The following is a 21,341-nucleotide window of genomic DNA, read 5'->3' on the forward strand; positions in this document are numbered from 1 at the left end:
TTTTTTTTGTCCAATTCCCATATTAAATTGTTATAAAATGCCAAAAAGAAAAGATTTAAACTCCATTTTACTAATAGGATCAGGTCCTATTGTTATCGGTCAAGCATGTGAATTCGATTATGCAGGTAGTCAATCTCTACGTTCGTTACGTGAAGATGGTATAGAGACTATTTTAATTAATAGTAATCCTGCAACGATTATGACAGATCCTTCAATGGCTGATCATGTGTACTTAAAACCATTGACTACAAAATCAATTTTAGAGATTTTGAAAGCACACCCTCAGATTGACGCGGTTTTACCAACTATGGGAGGTCAGACGGCATTGAATCTTTGTATTGAAGCAGATAAAAAAGGAATTTGGGAAGATTTCGGTGTAGAGTTGATAGGTGTTGATATCGATGCTATTAACATTACTGAAGATAGAGAGCAATTTAGAGAACTAATGTTAAAAATAGGTGTTGGCATGGCACCACAGGCAACAGCGACATCTTTCTTAAAAGGTAAAGAAATAGCTCAAGAGTTTGGTTTTCCATTAGTAATACGAGCTTCATATACATTAGGAGGTGCAGGAGCGTCAATTGTTTATAAACCAGAAGATTTTGATGAGCAGTTGAGTTATGGTCTGGAGATTTCCCCAATTCATGAAGTGATGATCGATAAAGCCCTTATGGGGTGGAAAGAATATGAGTTAGAGCTTCTTAGGGATAAAAATGATAATGTTGTTATTATATGTGCTATTGAGAATATGGATCCAATGGGTATCCATACCGGAGACTCTATAACAGTTGCACCAGCAATGACCCTATCGGATAGGACTTACCAAAAAATGCGTGATATGGCTATACATATGATGCGTAGTATAGGTGATTTTGAAGGAGGATGTAATGTACAGTTTGCTGTTAGTCCGGACGAAGAAGAGAAAATTATAGCAATTGAAATAAACCCTAGAGTATCTAGATCATCGGCATTGGCTTCAAAAGCGACAGGTTATCCTATCGCAAAAGTAGCAACTAAATTAGCTATTGGTTATACGCTTGACGAGTTGGACAATCAAATTACAAAATCAACATCGGCATTATTTGAACCAACGTTAGATTATGTAATTGTAAAAATACCACGTTGGAACTTTGATAAATTTGAAGGTTCTGACCGCACTTTAGGTTTGCAGATGAAATCTGTGGGTGAAGTAATGGGTATAGGGCGTTCTTTTCAAGAAGCACTTCATAAAGCAACACAATCTTTAGAGATCAAACGTAATGGTTTAGGTGCCGATGGAAAAGGTTATAAGAATTACGAGCAAATCATTAGCAAGCTTACTGTACCAAGTTGGGATCGTGTTTTTGTTATTTATGATGCCATACAAATGGGAATTCCTTTAAGTCGCATACATGAAATCACCAAGATAGATATGTGGTTCTTAAAGCAATATGAAGAGCTTTACTTTTTGGAAAAAGAGATTTCTAAGTATACGATTGCCACACTTTCAAAAGACCTATTGTTAGAAGCAAAGCAAAAAGGTTTTGCAGATAGACAAATTGCCCATATGGTAGATTGTTACGAAAGTGAAGTGTATAATAAACGTACCGAGCTTAACATAAATAGAGTTTATAAATTGGTAGATACATGTGCTGCGGAATTTAAGGCAATGACACCATACTATTACTCTACTTTTGAAGAAGAAATAGAGAAACCTGATGGTACCCGTTATGTAGAAAATGATAGTATAGTAACAGATAAAAAGAAAATTGTAGTTCTTGGATCTGGACCAAACAGAATTGGTCAGGGTATTGAATTTGATTATTGCTGTGTACATGGTGTATTGGCAGCTGCTGAGTGTGGTTATGAGACTATTATGATTAACTGTAACCCAGAAACGGTTTCTACCGATTTTGATACCGCAGATAAATTATATTTTGAACCAGTTTTCTGGGAACATATTTATGATATTATACGCCATGAAAAACCAGAGGGGGTAATTGTTCAGTTAGGTGGGCAAACGGCTCTTAAGTTGGCTGAAAAGCTTTCTAAATATGGTGTTAAGATAATAGGAACTAGTTTTGAGGCATTAGATTTGGCGGAAGACAGAGGTAACTTTTCTGATCTTTTAAAGGAAAATAATATTCCTTTCCCTCAATTCGGTGTTGCAGAAACTGCAGATGAGGCACTGACGCTTTCAGATGAATTAGATTTTCCACTTTTAGTAAGACCGTCATACGTTTTAGGTGGTCAGGGAATGAAAATTGTAATTAATAAAGAGGAACTAGAGGAGCATGTTGTAGATCTTCTTAGAAAAATACCAAACAATAAGTTGTTGTTGGACCATTATTTGGATGGAGCAATTGAAGCGGAAGCTGATGCCATTTGCGACGGAGAAGATGTGTATATTATTGGTATTATGGAGCATATTGAACCTTGTGGAATTCACTCCGGAGATTCTAATGCAACTTTACCACCTTTTAATCTAGGTGAATTTGTAATGCAACAGATTAAAGATCATACTAAGAAAATTGCCTTAGCTCTAAACACCGTAGGTCTTATCAATATACAATTCGCTGTTAAAGATGATATCGTTTACATTATTGAAGCGAACCCTAGGGCATCTCGTACGGTTCCTTTTATAGCAAAGGCATACAAAGAACCTTATGTAAATTATGCGACTAAGGTGATGTTAGGTGAGAAGAAAGTTAAAGATTTTAATTTCAATCCTCAATTAGAAGGATTTGCAATTAAGCAACCGGTATTCTCTTTCAACAAATTTCCTAATGTAAATAAGAATTTAGGTCCTGAAATGAAAAGTACAGGAGAAAGCATTTTATTTATTGATAGCTTAAAAGATGATGAGTTTTATAACCTTTATGCTAGACGTAAAATGTACTTAAGTAAATAGTCCGATTATAGGACTGATGTTATAAGTAGGAGGGAAACTTTAAAGATATTAGAGTTTCCCTTCTGCGTATAATCTCCTTATTTCTTTTTTGTCAAATTTACCTACACTGGTCTTTGGTACTTCATCAATAAAGGTATAGTTCTCGGGAATTTGATAATTGGCAAAATCTTTAGTTAAATATTCTTTTAGTTCTTCAACAGATACATGATTATCAGTATCAGCTAAAACTAATGTAGCCAAAGGTCTTTCTGACCATTTTTTATCAGGTATGGCAATTACGGCAGCTTCTCTAATTTTTGGGTGAGACATTAAAGCTAATTCCAGAGCAACACTAGAAATCCATTCACCACCACTTTTAATCAAATCTTTTGTTCGATCGGTTATTTCCATATATCCATTTTCATCAATAGTACTGACATCACCTGTTCTAAACCAACCGTCTTTAGTGAAATTGTCTCTGCTATTGGTCTTAAAGTAAGACTTAATAACCCAGGCACCTTTTACCTGTAATTCTCCCATCGTTTTACCATCTCGTGTTGCTACTTTTCCGTCATCGCCAACAATGCGCATTTCTATACCTGGAAATTCAATTCCCTGTTTGGCTCGTATTTTAATTTGCTCTTTTTCATTTAGGCTTTCATGTTTTTTCTGAAGTCTACTGGCGGTGCCAAGTGGAGAGGTTTCTGTCATACCCCAGGCTTGAACCCCTTTTATACCAAAATCCTTTTCAAAGTTTTCTATAAGACTTGCCGATAATGCTGAGCCACCAACTAAATATTCTTCTAAAGCCAATTTCTTCTTTGGCGGATTTTTTTTCATTTCCTCATAAACACCTCTCCAAATAGATGGTACGCCGTTGGCCTTATTTATATTCTCGCTTTCTAGAATTCTAATAATAGCATCTGGTCTTAAGTGTAAAGAGGGCATGACCATATCTGAACCTGTTAAAAGACACATGTAAGGAAAACCCCAAGCCATGACATGAAATTGAGGAACAATGAGTAGTATAATATCCCTGTTGCTATAATTGCCCGCATTTGGTGTGAGAATTGTCATTGCGTGTAAATAGGTAGATCTGTGGGAGTATAGCACGCCTTTAGGCATGCCAGTGGTACCACTGGTATAGCACATACCGCTGGCATCATTTTCATTTAGTTCAGGCCATTCTATAGATTCCAATTGCTCTCCAATTAAATCTTCATAATGTATAATATTTGGTAGGGTTGTAGTAAAACCTTTTGGGGCGTTGATGATTATGAACTTTTCAACGGTCTCTAATTTAGGTGCAATTTTTTCTAAAAGGGGAACCAAGGTAGCATCAAGAAAAATGACCTTATCTTCAGAATGATTGATGATAAATTCTGTTTGTTGAGATGATAATCTGATATTGATTGTATGACAGACGGCACCAATACCAGGAATTCCATAATACAGTTCCACGTGTTGATAGTGGTTCCAAGCAAAAGTGCCTACCATATCGCCTTTAGTGATACCGAGTTTATTCCTCAATGCATTGGCAAGCTGGCAGCAGCGTTTGTATAACTGACCGTAGGTGTATTCATGCCGGCTTCCATCTGGTAGATAAGAGATTAATTTTTTGTCAGGAAAAGCACTCCTTGCATAATTTAATATGGTAGTGGTGGTTAGTGGGTAATCCATTATTAATCCGTTCATAAAAGCATGCTTTAAGTTATAATAATTGCTTGACCAATAAATTTAATGAATTTAAAATGAGAAATCGTCACAATTTTAACATTATAAGTAGTGAATATATTATGGTTCGCTCATAATGTGGCGTATACTCTTTTAGATTAAAAAAATAATTTTATCAGATAATCCATAACTACTATTTATCTGTAAACTTGTTTCGAAGAAATAAATTTCTAGAGATTGAAAAAAGTAGTATTCATTGTAGTCCTTTTATTATCGGTATTCTTGGGATTGACCTATTGGTCATTATCTAGTACTGATAGAATATTTGATACTTGTGAAATTATAGGTGCTGCTGATGTTAATGAAATTGATTTTAAAAAATATGACTCTGTACTAGTTGCGGCAAGTACTTTATATGAAGGTAATAGTCTAAAAAACGTAATGCAGGGCGAGCAGTATAGAAAGGCATGGTCTGCACCTGTTAGCGTTCCTATTTTGTACTTAAATGATATGTCTGGTAATGTAAAGGTTTTGGAAGAAGGTGGCGGTAAACAAACGCACTCTTTAAAACTGCAAAAGGATGATGGTACTTTAATGACATTGCGTAGTGTCTCTAAAGACCCTTCGCCTTTAGTGCCAAAAGTAGCTAAGACATTGGGTATAGAAAATATTGTTGTGGATGGTATTTCTGCACAACACCCTTATGCTGCATTGGTGGTAGCAAAACTTTCGGAAAAAGCAAAAATTCTAAACACAAATCCAAAGTTGGTATTTGTGCCAAAGCAGGAGCAGTTATCAGATTATAATGCTAAATATGGGAACCGACTTTTTCTCTTAGAATATGAAACCAAGGGAAATGCAAACTGGTTGAACATTAAAAATGTTGATTTTTTAATGGATACAGAAGAGTTACAGGAGTTGAAAATTAAGTATCCGAACAGAGTTAGTATTAATGTAAGTTCTTTGGTTAGAGCACGTTTATTTGATTTGTTGATAGGTGATTGGGATCGTCATGCCAAGCAATGGGGTTGGGCAATAGAGCATGTTGGGGATTCTATAAATGCAATTCCGTTACCATGTGATCGAGATAATGCCTTTTTTAATTTAGAAGGTGTTTTACCAACTATAATTTCTAATAACGCATTTCTGCCAGAAGTGCAATCTTTTGAAAAAGAAATCGATTTTTTGTCCGGTCTTATTTCTCCATTTGATATTTATTTTATGCGAGATATTCCACAATCTGTATTTGAAGAAGAGGCTAAAAAATTACAGCAATTATTAACTGATGAGGCTATAGCGTCATCTTTCTCTGTATGGCCAGATGAGATTTATAAATTGGATGGAAAAGAACTCATTACTAAAATTAAAAGCAGACGAGACCATCTTATAGACTATGCTATTTTATTTCAACAAGATTTAGTAAAAAGTGGAGTATTGACCAAAGCTTTAAAAGGGTCTGAAGATGGGAAGATGACCGAAGCTCAAATGACATGTTTTAATTGTATTGGAGAGTAGTCTTCGCGTAAAATTTTAAAAAGCAACAAACTTGAAGTTATGAATGAAACTACCGTAGTAGCATCTGAAAAATATATAAAAAATTTGTTGTCTGAACAGATGAATAAGAACTTTCTATTTCATAGTCAGGGGTATGCAAATAAAACCGTCAACAAAGCCAAAAAGGTATTGGAATTTTCAACTGATGAAAGTATAAATGCAAATAATGTACTTTTGGCAATATGGTTTCTTCATTCAGGTTATGCTATAGATTACGATAATTATATTCAAGAAAGTATACATTTGGCTACTACTTTTTTGAAGGAAAAAAAATGTGTACAAAAAGATATTGATGTTGTAGTTCAATTAATAGAAAGTGCATGGAAAAATGATAAACCTATCAATGATGCCGAAGCAATTGTAAAGGATGTATGTACCTGGTTTTACGCATCTGAAGATTTTGAAGAGCTGCTTCAATTATTGCGACTGGAATTGGAGAATTTTAATGACAACAATCCTGATTTATATACATGGAGATTAAATTATTTAGAAAAGCTTAGAATAGAGCATCGATATTATACCGACTTTGCGAAGGAAAATTGGCAAGAGCAGAAAGAAGAAAATATCTTATCGTTAATATCTAGATTACAGAAAGCTGAAAAAACAGAAAAAAAAGAAATTTTAAAGGCTAGGTTAAAAGATGAGAGTCCGCAAAGGGCTATTCAATCCTTATATCGTATAGAGCTTAGAAATCATATTAAATTGAGTGATATTGCAGATACCAAGGCGAATATTCTATTGTCTGTAAATGCAATTATCATTTCTTTGTTATTGGCAAATTTGATACCAAAATTGGATTCCCCTTCAAATTCATATCTCATTTATCCAACGGTAATATTTGTTCTATTTAGCATCGCTTCAATGATTATGTCAGTACTGGCAACAAGACCAAAGGTGGATAATACAAATGTTGTAGTAGATGAAATTAAGAAGAAGGATACCAATTTCTTGTTCTTCGGAAATTTTCATACTATGGAGCTGGCAGACTTTAAATCGAAACTAAGAGATATTATAAAAAATAAAGAATCTATTTATGATTCTTTGAGTATGGATTTGTATTATCTGGGGAAAGTATTGCAAGAGAAATATAGGTTATTACGGTGGACGTATACCGTATTTCTAATTGGTGTAATTTTATCTGTTATAGCATTTGGCTTTGCACTAAAATATTACGGTATGGAAGATGAACTTTTAGATGCTGTAACACCTCTGCCAAAATAACCGATTTATTCCTAATTGTACCAAACTGCGTATCTTTTGCGGCGAAGCTCAAGCGCCAGCTGCTCTTCCATTTTTAATGCTTCAGCTCTTGATTTTATAGGGTCTAGGTGATTAAATAGGCTACCCCTTAAATATAAACCGTACTTCTGTACAATTTTAGAAGAAATGTTGTGCCCTTTTTTGCTTAAAGTACCGTTCTTATGTTGGTTAAAACGTTCTTTTGGTGTTTTACTGGTCATACCAACATATAAACATTCTAATACTCCGTTGAACTGCGGATTAGCTTCCCGAAATTTTTTGTTTTCGGTGAACACTTTTTTAGACAATTCAATAATATAAATAGAATACATGTAGGTTAGTGTGATAATAAGACTTTAGTTCTGTTTAGTAGTAAAAGCTATTCTTCGATAATCTCAATTCCATCCGTAGTAAAAGAAAAGGCTTGAGCACCTAAACCGCCAACCATTACAGCTTGAAACAATGGGTTCAATCGTTTTTTGGAATACCAATCAATTAAAAAATTAGCGCCACTACCACCAGAAGTATCTTGTTGTTCAATAACATAATCTATAGATTCCATTGGGGTTAGGTAAATAGGGGAGTCAATATAACTTCGTACCAAATCACCTTCCGTATTGTAATAGTCAATTTTACTAACGAACAAACTATCCTTTAAGCTGGTATTTCTAATGCTCAAAGTAGCGGTAAGCAAGGTTCTTGAATCTCTGGTCTGATTGTAAATATCAGAATATATAGGAACATACACTTGCCTGGTAAGAGAATCATTTAAAGTAGCATTTGCCGTTCTGTCTAAAGTATGATTATCCAGTATTTCTACAGGAACCTCTTCTTTAGATTTTTGCTTACAAGATAGTATTGTAGTTGTGAAAACAGCTAAAAGGCAAATGCTACTAAAAGATATATGTAATTTTTTCAAATGATGTTATTTAATCTTCCCATTCTGTATGAAAAATACCTTCACGATCCAAACGCTCATAAGTATGAGATCCAAAGTAATCTCGTTGCGCTTGAATTAGGTTTAATGGTAATTTACTTGATGTATACGCATCAAAATAGGTAAGTGAATTTGATAGGCCAGGTAACGGAATACCGTTTTTAGCCCCAAATGCAACCAATTCTCTTGCAGCACCTACCGTTTCTTTTACGTTATCTACAAAATTTGGAGAAAGTAATAGATTTGACAATGTAGGTTCAGCTTTGAATGCCTCTGTAATATCTGCTAATAAACCGGCACGTATAATACAACCTGCTCTCCATATTTTAGCGATTTCAGAAATATCTAAGTCGTAACCATACTCTCTAGAGGCATCTGCTAATTGGTGCAGACCTTGAGAATAGGTGATTATAAACGAGAAGTATAATGCCTTTTCTGTTAGAACTTCTAACTTCTCCTTATCCATATGCACTACAGTTGGTCTGTCATATAAAGCGTCGGCCTTAATTCTTTCGTCTTTTAAAGCGGAAAGTTCACGCATACTAACAGCCACATCTATCGACGGTACAGGAATACCGAGGTCCATTGCATTTTGGCTTGTCCATTTACCGGTTCCTTTTTGTTTTGCTTTATCTAATATCTGATCAACTAAGCTACCATCTGTTAAATCATCTTTTTGTTCGAAAATTTCAGAAGTAATTTCAACTAAGAAAGATTGTAATCTTCCTGAATTCCATTTTGCAAAAGTGCTATGTAATTCATCATTATTATAATCTCCTCCTTTTTTAAGAACATCATAAATTTCAGAAGTCAACTGCATTAATCCGTATTCTATACCATTGTGAACCATTTTTACGTAGTTACCGGCAGATTTTGGACCTAAATAAGCAACACATGGTTCGCCGTTATATTTAGCGGATACAGCTTCAAAAATTGGTTTAATATGCTCGTAAGCAGATTTTGAACCACCTGGCATAATACTAGGGCCTTTACGGGCACCTTTTGCACCACCAGAAACTCCTGCGCCAAAAAAGTTAATTCCTTTTTCTTGCAAATAAGATTCTCTTCTGTCGGTATCGGTAAAGAAAGAATTTCCACCATCAATAATAATATCTCCTTTATCGATATGTGGTAATAGTGATTCTATAACTCCGTCAACAATTTTACCAGCAGGTACCAAAAGCATTATTTTACGTGGTTGCTTAAGGTTTTTTACGAATGTTTTTATGTTGCTAGATGCACTAACTTTGTCTACATCTCCTCCTAAGGTCTTTAAAGCCTCTACTTTCTCATCATCTAAATCATATCCGTAGGCAGAAAATCCGTTGTCGGCAACATTGAGAATAAAATTTTGTCCCATTACTCCAAGACCTACTAAACCAAAATCGTACATAAATTGAATGTTTTATAATTAGAATACATCAAAATGTTACAATTTTTAATTATTTATTGTTAGTAACATAATGTGAACCAAAAATAATTTAAAATATTGACTTTAAATCCAAATTGTATCTTAATAACGCCCGATAATGGCTTACTTTTTAAGATATTTGAAGAATAAAGAATATCAACCTATAATGAAAAAGACAGAAAATCATATGCTCGTAATCTTTGGGGCATCTGGAGATTTAACGGCAAGAAAACTTATACCGGCTATATTTAATTTATATAAGGGAAATGACTTACCTGATAATTTTGTGGTGTTGGGTGTAAGTAGGAGTGATTTAGGCGATTTAAAATTTAGGAATAAGGTGGTTTTAGAAAGCCCTTATTTGGAAAAGGAGCGTGAAGAATTTGATGCGGATTATATTCAGAAGTTTGCTGATAAGCTTTTTTATGAAGATTTGGGTTCGGATTACGATATATCGTACGAGCGTTTAGAAAAGCGTATTTCAGATTTAGATCAAAAATATGGTACGCAAGGCAACCACATGTTTTACTTGTCTACACCACCAAGTTTATATGAACCGATAGCAAAAAATTTGTCTGATCAGGGTCTAAATGATGAAACTACCGGTTGGAGAAGAATTATTGTCGAAAAACCATTCGGTTATAGCTTAGAATCAGCTAAAGAACTAAATGATGGTTTGCACACCTATTTTGAAGAGGGTCAGATATTTAGGATCGATCATTATTTAGGAAAAGAAACAGTTCAGAATTTATTGGTAACTCGTTTTGCCAACAGCATTTTTGAGCCACTTTGGAATAGAAATTATATTCACCATGTAGAAATTACAAATGCTGAAAGTGTAGGTGTTGAAAAAAGGGGTGGATACTATGATAAATCTGGAGCATTAAGAGATATGTTTCAGAGTCATTTATTGCAGATTGTTGCGCTAATCGTAATGGAGCCTCCGTTAAGTGCTGATGCAGAAGAAATTCGTAATGAGAAATTGAAGGCATTGAAGTCCCTCAAGATAATGAACGATGAAAAGACACTTTATGAAAATACCATTAGAGCTCAATATGTAGCTTCTAAAATAGAAGGTAAAGAAGTAAAAGGATACCGCGAAGAAGACGGAGTCGATAAAAATTCAACCACAGAAACCTTTGCGGCAGTTAAGTTCTTTGTAGATAATTGGCGTTGGGCAGATGTTCCTTTTTATGTGAGAACGGCAAAACGCATGCCTACTAAAGTAACCGAGGTGGTCATACATTTTAAAACACCGCATCATCAAATTTTTAAAGAATCTGGTATCAGCAATAAGGATAACAAGTTGGTCATTCGTATTCAACCAGATGAAGGTATTTTAATTAAGTTCGGAGTAAAAGTTCCGGGGCAGGGGTTTGAGGTTGAGCGAGCGAATATGGATTTCTATTATTCTAGTTTAACAGAAACAAATGTAATGGAAGCTTATGAGCGTTTGTTGTTAGATGCAATGCAAGGCGATACTACTTTATATGCAAGAGCAGATGAAGTAGAGGCTGCTTGGGCATTTGTTGATCCAATTTTAGATTATTGGAATAACGGTAAGGATGTTAAAATGTACGGTTATGCGGCCGGAGTTTGGGGACCAGAGAATGCAAATGAGCTTATTGAAGGTGTAGGCGAGTGGAGAAACCCTTGCGAGAATTTGGCAGATGAATCTGGTTACTGTGTAATTTGCTAGTTGTTGGAAAGTTAATTAAAGTATTTAGTTAAGATGGAATTAAAAGTTTATCAAAATAAAGTAAAGGTTGCTGAAGACTTTTCTAAGTATTTGATTGAAAAATCGGGTACTCAGAAAGATTTTCATATTGCCTTATCAGGTGGCAGTACCCCTAAAATTGTATTTGATGTTCTAGCGCAGGAATTTGCTGATGATGTAGATTGGAAGAACATTCATTTATATTGGGGAGACGAAAGATGTGTAGCACCTACCGATGATGAAAGTAACTATAAAATGACCGTTGAGCACCTTATTTCTAAGGTAGATATACCAGAAGAAAATATACATAGAATAAAAGGTGAAGATGATCCAAAAACGGAAGCTAAGCGTTATGGCGAGCTATTGGATAAAGAATTGCCAAAAGAATTAGGTCTACCTCAATTCGATTTAGTGATTCTTGGTATGGGAGACGATGGGCACACGGCATCAATATTTCCTCATGAAATTAATCTTTGGGTTTCTCCAGATAATTGTGAGGCTGGCCATTCACCCAGAATCCGGTCAAAGACGCGTATCTCTTACTGGTAGAATCATAAACAATGCTAAAACTGTTGCTTTCTTGGTAACAGGGGAAAGTAAGGCTGAAAAAGTGAAAATAATAGTGGATAGGGAAGAAGGATATTTAGATTATCCGGCAAGTCACGTAGCACCTAAAACAAAAGACTTGGTCTGGTTTTTAGATGCTGCCGCGGCAAAGCTTCTTACTTCATTTCAATCTTGATATTTTCAGATTCCAATTCCTTAATGTATTCTTCTGAATTAAAGGATTTAGATTCAAATTTGGTATCTCTTTCTTGAGCCTCTAGCTTACGGTATTTACTACGAGCAAATCTTCTAATACCTTGGTCGTCAGAAATAATTAAACCTGGTACGGGAACATTTCTACCATCTGTTCCCTTTGCTACCATGGTAAAGTACGACGAGTTACAATGCTTTTTAGTGCCAGATGTAATATTCTCTGATTCTACACGAACACCAACTACCATAGAAGTTCTACCCGTATAGTTTATACTAGCTTTCAAGGTTACTAGTTCGCCAACTTCAATAGGGTTTAAAAAGTTTACTCGGTTAACGGAAGCGGTTACACAATACTGTTGAGAGTGTTTAGAAGCACATGCAAAGGCAATTTGATCCATTAGGTTCAATATATACCCGCCATGCACTTTTCCTCCAAAATTGGAGTGGGAAGGTAGCATTAACTCTGTAATAGAAACTCTAGACGCTTTTACACTTTTAAATTTTTCCATGGTCTTTCTATTTCTTTCTTAATTTCTAAAATGAGGTGATTTTTCTGCATGTACCTCGGTAACAAAGTATTTAGTGTCACCCAGCCAAAAGAAAGTTGCATAACGTTCTACGTAACTTACTTTAACATATTGACCTTGATATTCCTGTAACTTTTCAATTACATCTTTGTCTTTATCCAATACTGAAAAAGAGAATATTTGAGCGCCTGAAATACCTTGGCTTATTTCGCCTTCCCAAGTTTTAGCTATAACTCCTTTACGGCTTATTTTAATAAGTTCTCCTGAACGTACACCTTCACTAAAGGTAACAAAGTATATAAAGGCATAATACAGCGCACCGATAACTACTACGCTTAATAAAAGTAATGATACTATCTTTTTCATGTGTTTAGTTTTAATATATAATTAATGGATGGTTTTATAATTTTAATTTAGGTTCTTCTTCGAAATCGTCATTTTCAACGGCACGTTTAATTAGAGATTCCGGAATGGATTTTTTCGCTTTCGCACCCATTTTTTTAAGCTTTTCTATACTAGTGATAATATTACCGCGCCCATCGACCAATTTGTTCATTGCGCCACGGTATTCATCCTTAGCATCATCCATTTTTTTGCCTACTTTCATTAAGTCGCCAACAAAGCCTTCGAATTTATCATAAAGAGCACCAGCTTGCCGCGCTATTTCAATAGCATTTCGTTGTTGCTTCTCATTATTCCACATACTATCAATTGTGCGCAATGTAGCAAGAAGTGTTGAAGGAGTAACAATAATAATATTCTGCTCAAAAGCTTTATTGTATAAAGAACTATCTTGATTGATGGCAATTGCAAATGCAGGTTCAATGGGTACGAACATTAAAACAAAATCCGGACTCTCCATTTCATATAAATCTTCATATTTTTTGGCGGATAGTTGATCTACATGCCTTCTTAATGAGTTTAGGTGGTCTTTTAAATACTTCTCTTTAAAATCATCTTCAGCATTTACATAACGCTCGTAATCGGTTAAGGATACTTTAGAATCCACCACCATTTTTTTGCCATCTGGTAAGTTTATGATAACATCTGGCAATACACGGCTACCATCTTCACGAGTAAAACTTTGTTGCACGTTGTATTCGCGGTCCTTTTCCAAACCCGATTTCTCTAATACGCGCTCCAATACAAGCTCGCCCCAATTGCCTTGCATTTTACTGTCACCTTTTAATGCTTTAGTCAGGTTCTCTGCTTCTTGAGTAATTTTTATATTCTGGGTCTGTAGATTAAGTAACTGCTCTTTTAAGGCAGAATGGATACTGATGTTTTCTTTTTGACTTTCTTCAACCTTCTTTTCAAAAAGAAGAATTTTTTCATTTAATGGAGTAAGAATGTCTTTGATGTTTTTCTCGTTTCGTTCTGTAAATTTTAAGCTTTTTTCTTCCAGTATTTTATTGGCAAGATTTTCGAATTCCTTAGTGAATTTCTCTTGAAGCTTTTCAACTTCCTCTTTCTGCTCTCTATTCTTAAGCTGTAAATTTTCTATATCCGATTGATAACGAACTATTTGGTTGCCTAACTGTTCTTTGTCTGACTGTAGTTGTACTTTTTGTGTCTCGCTATCTTTTAATCTATCTTGAAAAACAGAAAGGTTATTGAGCATTTGCTGCTCTCTTTCTTCTAATGTGCTTTGCCTAGATTTTGTTTTTAAAAGCTGAATATAATTACCTAAAAAATATCCAATGGCAAGGCAGAGGATACCGATGATCAAGTAAATATAAATTTCGTTCATTAATGTATTGGAATATTCTCAGGTAAAGATACTTGTTTGGGCAGTAAAGATTAAAAGAGGTGGTCTGTTTTTAATTAACATACCTAATTGAATTTCTTATAAATGATGAAATAACTACTTTTTAATTCTAAAAGAACCGGTATTTGCATCAAAAGAAATGGTGTCTTTAGGAAATAGGGTATCAAAATTTTTGTTCTCTATTAATTTACAAGGCTCATCAAATGCATTTTCTCTTCCGTCTAAAATCAACATTTTGTCACATAATTGAATAGCAAGTTCAATTTCATGACTTGTGAATAATATTACTTTATTGGTTTTATGGGCAATAGTTTTTAACAGCTTTAAAATTTGAACTTTGTGGTATAAATCTAAGTGAGTAGTGGGCTCGTCTAACAAAATAATATCGGTATTTTGAATTAAAGCTCTGGCTATAAGTACACGTTGCAACTGTCCGTCACTCAGTTGAAAACATTTTTTATCTAGAAAAGGTTCTAATTCTAAAAGGTCAATACTGTTATTTATGATAGAAATATCATCGTCGGTCAATTTACCTAGCCAATTGGTGTATGGTTGTCTGCCTAAAGCCAATAGCTCATAAATAGATAAATTTTTTGATGCAATAGATTCGGTAAGAACTACACTTATTTTAGATGCTAATTGTATTTCATTATAAGTAGATAAATCTTTTCCCTCAATTAATATAGAACCGGAAATTTTTGGTTGAAAATTGCCTAAAGTGCGTAATAAAGTAGATTTTCCAATTCCGTTGATACCAACAATAGCCGCTAGTTCTCCTTTAATCAATTCAAAAGAAATGTTGGAAACAATAACTTTGTCATCATACCCAACGGTTAATTGATTGATTGAAAGTGTGCTATGTTTTGTGCTTGTAGTGATGATGTCAGTTTAAAGTTAGAATATCATTTTTCTTTTACGAACCAATAACCAAATTACCACCGGAGCTCCAAAAATACTAGTAATGGCATTTATTGGTAAAACACTCACCGAGCCAGGTAGTTGAGCAATGGTGTCGCATAGTAACATTAAAATGGCGCCACAGCAAAGTACGGCAGGAATTTGAATTTTATGATCTGTAGTATTAAATATTTGTTTGCTAATATGTGGCACGGCTAAGCCTACAAAGGCAATAGGTCCGGCAAAGGCGGTAATAGATCCTGCGAGTAACCCTGTAGCTACTATGATGATGTACCGCGATTTTTTCAACCCTATCCCTAGACTCTTGGCATAATTTTCACCAAGTAAAAAAGCATTTAGTGGTTTTATGGATATGATGCTGAGAAAAATACCTGTTATCGCACAGAGCGCAATTATCAATAATTGCATCCATGATAAATTACCTAGGCTGCCAAAAGACCAAAAAATGTATTGTTGCAATTTTTCAGCTTTAGAGAAATAAGAAAGTACGCTAACAATAGCAGCGGTAATACTGCCAAACATAAGCCCTATAATCAGTAAAGCCATGGTATCTTTTACTTTTGCCGCAACCACAAGCACTAATGATAATACCAAAAAGCTACCAAGACTAGATGCAATCGCCAAGGAAATATCATTGAAGGTTGAAAAGGTGAATACGCCAGAAAACAGCGATGTCCCCATAATTAATAGGGCGGCACCCAGGCTAGCACCAGAACTAATACCAAGTACATAGGGTCCGGCTAAAGGATTTCTAAAGAGGGTTTGCATTAACAATCCGCTAAGTGAGAGACCGCCACCGACCAATATGGCTGTTATGGCTTTTGGTAGTCTATATTCCCAAATGATATAATAAGAAGAATCTTCAGTAACCGTTCCAAATAATGCTTGTATTGTCTTAATAAACGAAATGTTTACAGAGCCCAAACATATATTGATAACAAAGCATAAAAGCAATACTACCAGCAAGGTTATAAAATGAAAGCTATATGTATATTGTTTTGACAATTAAAGCAGTGGTTTAAAAAAATAGGGTACATAATCGGGTAATAATCCAGGGTGTAAAATATGGATTAAATCTTTTAATACAAGGTCTGGTCTCTGTGGGGCTAATTCATAATAAAAAGTTCCACCAGTTTCACCTTTTGTATTTGCGGTTGTAAATACTTTTTTATTCTTAAATGCATCAAACTGTGTATAATGCTGACTTGATGCTTCCATTTCTTTGTAAGTGGCTAATTGTGCAGGTCCGATCCAGTAGTCGGCATGTTTACCCACATCAAGAACACTCTCCCAGCTTAAAGAAAGACTTCCGTTTTCATCTGTAGCGCTCCAAAGGTAATCTGCATTGGCATCTTTTAGAAAATTCGCAGCCCAGCTTTTTCCGCCAGGTAAATACCAGATATCATTGAACATGGCTCCGCTCAAAACCGTAGGCTTATTTTCAACTTCAGCAGCTAGTTTTTTTGTTTCTAGGTAAGAAGTTTCAATTTTATTAAAAATAATATCGGCTTTTTTGGTTTTATTAAAAAAAGGAGCAAAGAATTTGATCCATTCCGCTTTTCCTAAGGGCGTTTCTTCTACCCAATCGCCGTTATATATTACCGGAATATGAGCACGTTGTATAGTTTCATAGGTGCTGTTACCGTCATTGATTGCAAAGCCGAAGATCAAGTCTGGCTGCAGTGCAAGAACAGCTTCGGTATTTAAACTTTCATTGATGCCTAATTCTTTTATTTTTCCGGCATCAATTAATTTTCGTGCAGCTAAAGAAGAAATGTACTTGGTATCTGGAAAGCCAATAAGTTGATGTAAAACTCCCAATTCCTCTAAAGCTGGAATATGAGTTGTAGAGGTCACCACAATATGTTCTACAGGAGTTGCAATTATGGCATCATAATCATTTTTGTTTAAGGTGATGCTTGCTTGTATTTCTTTAGGAACCAAAGCATATGTGTGTGTAGTCTCTGCATTTGCCCAAGGTTTTAAGACCTTAATGATAGTAATACCATTGCTTTGGGTTTCAATTTTAAAACCATTGGCATATTCTATAGAAGTACTGCTATCATTGGCATTATTGAAAATTGTTTCTTTTTTCTTCTGCTTGCATCCGCATAAAAAAAGAAGGGAACCTATAAAAAGTAAGCTTTTAAACATAGTGGTAGTTCGTCTATTTTTCAAAAGTAGTATTATAAAAGTTTACGTGGAAAGATTAAACTAAATGTTTACTTTCGCCGTGAATTTTGGTTCTCGTTACTTTTTGTAATGAGATTAAAAGGGAATCTAGTGAAAATCTAGAGCTGTTCCCGCAACTGTAAGTTTATTTCGAACCTATCTATTGGCAAATAGATTTTGTTTGATACTTCTTTTTAAGAAGGTACTATTTTCTTCAAAGTCACTTTGGGATCCAAACGGGTTTGGAAAACATGGGAAGGCAGAATAGTATTAAACAAGTCAGGAGACCTGCCTTATTCAAACGAACATTGTTAAACTTTCGGGATAAAGGTTTGCGTATGGGTACAGACATACTACGCTCCCGTTTATGAATTTAAACGAATGAAAAATTATTTATTGTGGCCTGCGGTCACTGTATTGTTATGTGCAAAGGTAGGAGCACAGCAAGAGCAAGATTCTACAAAAACGTTACAATTAGATGAGGTTGTCGTTAGTGATTCGCGTTTTGAATTAAAGCGTGAAAATTCGGGTAAGACCGTAATTACCATTTCTCAAAAAGAATTGGAACAAAATCAGGGACGTACAGTTGCTGAAATTATCAACACTAAAAGCGGAATTGAAATTAACGGTACCAGAAGTTATGCTGGTCAGAACCTTTCGGCCTTTGTTAGGGGTGGTAATAATCGTCAAGTACTAATTATTATCGATGGTATTCAAGTATCTGATCCATCGAGCACAAGTGCAGAGTATGATTTAAGATTATTGAACGCTGCTCAAATTGAAAGTATTGAAATTTTAAAAGGCGCAGCGAGCACGCTTTATGGAAATTCAGCAGCAACGGCAGTAATTAATATTACGACGAAGAAAGCGAAGAAAGAAGGTCTTGCACTTGATGTTATTTCAAGTTTTGGAACCAACCAAACGGAAGATGATCAGAATTATAATATTTCTGATATTTCGAATACGGTAAACTTAACAGCTAAGCATGGAAAATTATCAGTTTTAGCATCTGGAGGACATCAATTTACAGATGGATTATCGGCTGCAATAGGTAGGGAGTCAGACGAACTTTCTAGAATAGATGGTAACTTAAAAGTAGGGTATCAATTTTCTCAACGCTTTGAGATAAACGCAACGGCCTTCTATAATAAATTGAATAGCGATTTTGATAACGGTTTTCCTATTGAAGATGCTGATTACTATTTTACAAGTGAGCAGTCGCGTTTTGGGTTAAGTTCTAAATTTGGGTATGAAAACGGAAGTATTAATGTAAATACAGCATATAATCAGATTACGAGATCGTTCGAATCTAGCTTTCCGGCAACTTATAACTCACAATCTTATGTATTAGATGTTTTTAACAAGTACACGTTTTCAGATAACATTCATACTATAGTTGGTGTAAATTATATAGACAATCAAACTTTGTTTAGCGAGGAATACGATTCTAATACGGTAGATCCTTATTTAAATGCGGTATACGTAGGCGAGCAGGGAATTAATGTAAATGCTGGTGTTCGATTAAACAATCACAGCGAATACGGTTCTAATTTCATTTATAATATTAATCCGTCATACAGAATTAGTATTAATGATGGGTATTTAAAGTTTATGGGTAGTTATGCAACTTCATACATTGCACCAAACTTATCGCAATTATATGGTCCGTTTGGGGCGAACCCTGGTTTAGATCCAGAAGAAGATACTACTTTAGAAGGAGGTATTGAATTTAAAATTTCAGATGCGTTTATCATTAATGCACTCTATTTTAATAGAACCGAAGAAGACAGAATTGATTTTGTTACAATTGATTTTACAACTTTTGAAAGTCAGTATAGAAATTCTGCTGAAACAGCACATTTCGATGGGGTAGAAGTAGGCTTTAATTCAGAACTAGTTAAAGGGCTAACTTTTGATGCTAATTATACTTATACCAATTCAAAAGAAGATTTGACATTGAGAGTACCTAAAAGTAAAATTAACGCTACTATAGGGTATACTATAAAAGAGAAGACATTTGTCGGACTCTCTTATCAGTACGTATCCGATCGAACCGATACTGATTTTGCTACATTTTCAAACGTAACTTTAGATAGTTTTAGTTTGGCCAATTTACAATTGAGGCATCAGTTTTGTACAAATTTAATAGCGTTTTTAGCTGTGGATAATATTTTAAACGAAGAATATACTGAAGTGGTTTCTTTTACTACGAAGGGTAGAAATGTTCGATTTGGGTTTAAGTTGAGTTTGTAATTAAAAAAAAGGACAGCCGATTGGCTGTCCTTTTTTCTTTTATGATTTGGTGTATTTTAGAACTCTAAATCATAAACAGTATCATCAACCATTTTATCGCTCATAAGGCTATTTTCTTTAGAGCTGCTAAATATATTGATAGGGTGGTGTACTGTAAAGTCACGTTTACCTGTAGTCCCCGTAATAATCTCTATCGCTTTAGCTAACAAAGGCTCGTTTAATTCACCTAAAATTCCAAGATTACTGTAATCTTCTTTTAACTCATAATCTGGCTGTAGACCGCTTGTAAAGTCAAAAAAACCATCGGCATTTTCGTTTCTACCTATTAAAGGTTGAATTGCCCATTGGTTATCAGGATTAATTTCGTTCACTCTAGATGGAGTGTACAAGTATGAATTATCACGATCATCGACTAGGGTAGTGGAGAATTCATTTTTTCCTCTAGTTACATCACCAATTTGAATGACGTCTATATAAGGTTCTAAACTATTTATCAATAATTCGCTTGCAGATGCGGAACTTGATGAGGTTAGTACATACAGTTTGGTTAAACCTAATGAATTTATAGTTTCTCCGTTAACCTTATCTGCAAAATAAATCTCTAATTGGCTATCGTTGAATTGCTCTTGAAGCTTATCGTTATAGCGCTTTCTTAAAAATAAATCAGACGTATTGGTACCGTAAATCATACTGGCCAATAAGCGTGTAGTATTTACTGATCCACCTGGGTTATAACGTAAATCCATTACCAAATTGGTAATGCCTGCAGATTTTAAATCTTTAATAGCAGAATATAAATCATCATCATACTCATTAGTAAATTGATTGTATAAAATGTAACCGATATTCTCACCACCAATTGTAAATGATTTAGAAAGTAGTACGGGGTTTTCGGCTAAACCTTCTTCTTTGGTAAGCGTAATTTCTACATCGTTAGGTGTAAAATTACCATTATCAAAATCTGCCATATTTAAGGTGTAGGTATCATTTTCACCAAAGAGTAAATTAATATAATTAGATGTAGTCAGCGTCTGTCCGTCAACTCCTGTAAAAAGGTCTCCACGTTGAATCTCTACCGTTGCAGCGTTTGAATTAGGAATAATATAGCGAACAAAACCAAAAATCTCGTCACTGTCTTGAAACTGAACAAGACCAAATTCTAATCCGTTACTCTTAGAAATGCCTGCAAGTGAATTGGTTAGTTCACGGTAATCTTCGTTATAAAAACTGAATCTATCTTCTATATACTGTAATTTACTTTCAAAGAAAGCGGCAGGGTCATCTTCAGAATCAAGAAACGCGGTATATTCAGCTCTTCCTGTGTCTGTATTTTCAAAACGGTCATCTGCCAAATCATCAACATTTGCTTGCCAGAAATACCAAAAGTTCATGGCTTTCCACATAAAATCTTGCACTTCAACATCAGCAGAGCCATCAGGATCTACGGAATTCGGTAAAGATAAATCATCATCTTTAGAGCAAGAGAATGCTATTGCAGCAACTAATAATACTAATATCTTCTTCATAGTTAGGGAAACTGAAA

18 protein-coding genes and 1 riboswitch are annotated in these 21,341 nt (G+C 34.8%); of the genes, 7 read left to right on the forward strand and 11 right to left on the reverse strand.

Annotated elements, in window-relative coordinates:
• Positions 1 to 37 precede the first annotated feature (37 nt).
• The gene (gene carB, locus SJY30_RS03275) at positions 38 to 2,890 is read left to right on the forward strand and encodes a carbamoyl-phosphate synthase large subunit (RefSeq protein ID WP_396634185.1); all 2,853 of its coding nucleotides are present in this window, start codon (positions 38 to 40) and stop codon (positions 2,888 to 2,890) included.
• 48 nt (positions 2,891 to 2,938) lie between these two features.
• Here the strand turns inward: carB and SJY30_RS03280 are convergent, their stop codons facing one another.
• On the reverse strand, positions 2,939 to 4,564 hold the full coding sequence (locus SJY30_RS03280; RefSeq protein ID WP_396634186.1) for a long-chain fatty acid--CoA ligase: 1,626 nt from the start codon (positions 4,562 to 4,564) through the stop codon (positions 2,939 to 2,941).
• Positions 4,565 to 4,780: 216 nt separating this feature from the next.
• On the opposite strand from SJY30_RS03280, the gene SJY30_RS03285 reads away from it, so the two are divergent.
• Both SJY30_RS03285 and SJY30_RS03290 read left to right on the forward strand, forming a co-directional pair.
• Complete coding sequence (locus SJY30_RS03285) at positions 4,781 to 6,058, forward strand: hypothetical protein (RefSeq protein WP_396634187.1); 1,278 nt, start codon at positions 4,781 to 4,783, stop codon at positions 6,056 to 6,058.
• A 39-nt stretch (positions 6,059 to 6,097) separates the two neighbouring features.
• Positions 6,098 to 7,318, forward strand: coding sequence for a Pycsar system effector family protein (locus tag SJY30_RS03290; protein WP_396634188.1), 1,221 nt, complete (start codon positions 6,098 to 6,100; stop codon positions 7,316 to 7,318).
• Positions 7,319 to 7,329: 11 nt separating this feature from the next.
• Here SJY30_RS03290 and SJY30_RS03295 read toward each other — a convergent pair whose 3' ends face one another.
• From SJY30_RS03295 to gndA, 3 genes are read right to left on the reverse strand one after another with little or no spacing between them, the layout of a single operon-like run.
• Complete coding sequence (locus tag SJY30_RS03295) at positions 7,330 to 7,668, reverse strand: ribose-5-phosphate isomerase (RefSeq protein ID WP_396634189.1); 339 nt, start codon at positions 7,666 to 7,668, stop codon at positions 7,330 to 7,332.
• Between the two features lie 47 nt (positions 7,669 to 7,715).
• A complete protein-coding gene (locus SJY30_RS03300) occupies positions 7,716 to 8,255 on the reverse strand; it encodes a DUF3124 domain-containing protein (RefSeq protein WP_396634190.1) in 540 nt (179 codons plus the stop codon).
• Between the two features lie 10 nt (positions 8,256 to 8,265).
• Complete coding sequence (gene gndA, locus SJY30_RS03305) at positions 8,266 to 9,666, reverse strand: NADP-dependent phosphogluconate dehydrogenase (protein ID WP_396634191.1); 1,401 nt, start codon at positions 9,664 to 9,666, stop codon at positions 8,266 to 8,268.
• A 184-nt stretch (positions 9,667 to 9,850) separates the two neighbouring features.
• Between gndA and zwf the strand changes: the two genes are divergently transcribed.
• Genes zwf through SJY30_RS03320 form a run of 3 tightly spaced genes read left to right on the forward strand, consistent with a single transcriptional unit; the run spans position 9,851 to position 12,143 of the window.
• The gene (gene zwf / locus SJY30_RS03310) at positions 9,851 to 11,383 is read left to right on the forward strand and encodes a glucose-6-phosphate dehydrogenase (RefSeq protein ID WP_396634192.1); all 1,533 of its coding nucleotides are present in this window, start codon (positions 9,851 to 9,853) and stop codon (positions 11,381 to 11,383) included.
• Positions 11,384 to 11,416: 33 nt separating this feature from the next.
• Positions 11,417 to 11,950: a 6-phosphogluconolactonase gene (gene pgl / locus SJY30_RS03315; protein ID WP_396634193.1), complete on the forward strand. Its 534-nt coding sequence runs from the start codon at positions 11,417 to 11,419 to the stop codon at positions 11,948 to 11,950.
• Positions 11,862 to 12,143 carry a 6-phosphogluconolactonase gene (locus SJY30_RS03320; protein ID WP_396634194.1) on the forward strand — a complete coding sequence of 94 codons (282 nt, stop codon included), beginning with the start codon at positions 11,862 to 11,864 and terminating at the stop codon, positions 12,141 to 12,143. The genes pgl and SJY30_RS03320 overlap by 89 nt, the downstream gene beginning before the upstream one ends.
• Here the strand turns inward: SJY30_RS03320 and SJY30_RS03325 are convergent.
• From SJY30_RS03325 to SJY30_RS03350, 6 genes are all read right to left on the reverse strand, one after another.
• Complete coding sequence (locus SJY30_RS03325; protein ID WP_396634195.1) at positions 12,124 to 12,669, reverse strand: acyl-CoA thioesterase; 546 nt, start codon at positions 12,667 to 12,669, stop codon at positions 12,124 to 12,126. The two genes, SJY30_RS03320 and SJY30_RS03325, sit on opposite strands and share 20 nt — an antisense overlap.
• An 18-nt stretch (positions 12,670 to 12,687) precedes the next feature.
• Positions 12,688 to 13,053, reverse strand: a complete 366-nt coding sequence (locus tag SJY30_RS03330; RefSeq protein WP_396634196.1) for a 6-phosphogluconate dehydrogenase — start codon at positions 13,051 to 13,053, stop codon at positions 12,688 to 12,690.
• 34 nt (positions 13,054 to 13,087) lie between these two features.
• Positions 13,088 to 14,437 carry a DNA recombination protein RmuC gene (gene rmuC, locus SJY30_RS03335; protein ID WP_396634197.1) on the reverse strand — a complete coding sequence of 450 codons (1,350 nt, stop codon included), beginning with the start codon at positions 14,435 to 14,437 and terminating at the stop codon, positions 13,088 to 13,090.
• 114 nt (positions 14,438 to 14,551) lie between these two features.
• Positions 14,552 to 15,337 (reverse strand): ABC transporter ATP-binding protein, encoded by a 786-nt coding sequence (locus SJY30_RS03340; protein ID WP_396635301.1) that lies wholly within the window; start codon positions 15,335 to 15,337, stop codon positions 14,552 to 14,554.
• Positions 15,338 to 15,349: 12 nt separating this feature from the next.
• Positions 15,350 to 16,378: a FecCD family ABC transporter permease gene (locus SJY30_RS03345; protein WP_396634198.1), complete on the reverse strand. Its 1,029-nt coding sequence runs from the start codon at positions 16,376 to 16,378 to the stop codon at positions 15,350 to 15,352.
• Positions 16,379 to 17,551, reverse strand: a complete 1,173-nt coding sequence (locus SJY30_RS03350) for an ABC transporter substrate-binding protein (protein WP_396634199.1) — start codon at positions 17,549 to 17,551, stop codon at positions 16,379 to 16,381.
• A 46-nt stretch (positions 17,552 to 17,597) separates the two neighbouring features.
• A riboswitch (cobalamin riboswitch) is annotated at positions 17,598 to 17,856 on the forward strand.
• 70 nt (positions 17,857 to 17,926) lie between these two features.
• Between SJY30_RS03350 and SJY30_RS03355 the strand changes: the two genes are divergently transcribed.
• A complete protein-coding gene (locus SJY30_RS03355; RefSeq protein ID WP_396634200.1) occupies positions 17,927 to 19,798 on the forward strand; it encodes a TonB-dependent receptor plug domain-containing protein in 1,872 nt (623 codons plus the stop codon).
• A gap of 56 nt (positions 19,799 to 19,854) precedes the next feature.
• Here SJY30_RS03355 and SJY30_RS03360 read toward each other — a convergent pair whose 3' ends face one another.
• Positions 19,855 to 21,324 (reverse strand): S41 family peptidase, encoded by a 1,470-nt coding sequence (locus SJY30_RS03360; protein WP_396634201.1) that lies wholly within the window; start codon positions 21,322 to 21,324, stop codon positions 19,855 to 19,857.
• Positions 21,325 to 21,341: the final 17 nt, after the last annotated feature.

Origin of the sequence: Maribacter sp. R86514, from assembly GCF_044597005.1 — a bacterium.
Classification (GTDB): domain Bacteria; phylum Bacteroidota; class Bacteroidia; order Flavobacteriales; family Flavobacteriaceae; genus Maribacter.